The sequence below is a fragment of the Bradyrhizobium ferriligni genome (assembly GCF_056837965.1).
Window position 1 is genome coordinate 1 of sequence record NZ_JBXEJO010000427.1, and the last position, 347, is coordinate 347.

At 42.4% G+C, this 347-nt stretch carries 1 protein-coding gene; it reads right to left on the bottom strand.

Features of this window, described 5'->3' with window-relative positions; translation table 11 throughout:
- Positions 1–89 precede the first annotated feature (89 nt).
- Positions 90–347: hypothetical protein (locus AC1VNY_RS42960; protein ID WP_482409750.1), on the bottom strand; the 258-nt coding region annotated here is incomplete at its 5' end.

A 347-nucleotide genomic window follows, 5' to 3' on the forward strand; every position in this document is an offset into this window, starting at 1 on the left:
GCAAGTAAGATTTCTTTCCACATGCCGACTTGGATTGTAACATCGCAAGTAAGATTTCTTTCCACATGCCGACTTGGATTGTAGCATCGCTAGTAAGATTTCTTTCCACATGCCGACTTGGATTGTAGCATCGCTAGTAAGATTTCTTTCCACATGCCGACTTGGATTGTAGCATCGCTAGTAAGATTTCTTTCCACATGCCGACTTGGATTGTAGCATCGCAAGTAAGATTTCTTTCCACATGCCGACTTGGATTGTAACATCGCAAGTAAGATTTCTTTCCACATGCCGACTTGGATTGTAGCATCGCTAGTAAGATTTCTTTCCACATGCCGACTTGGATTGTA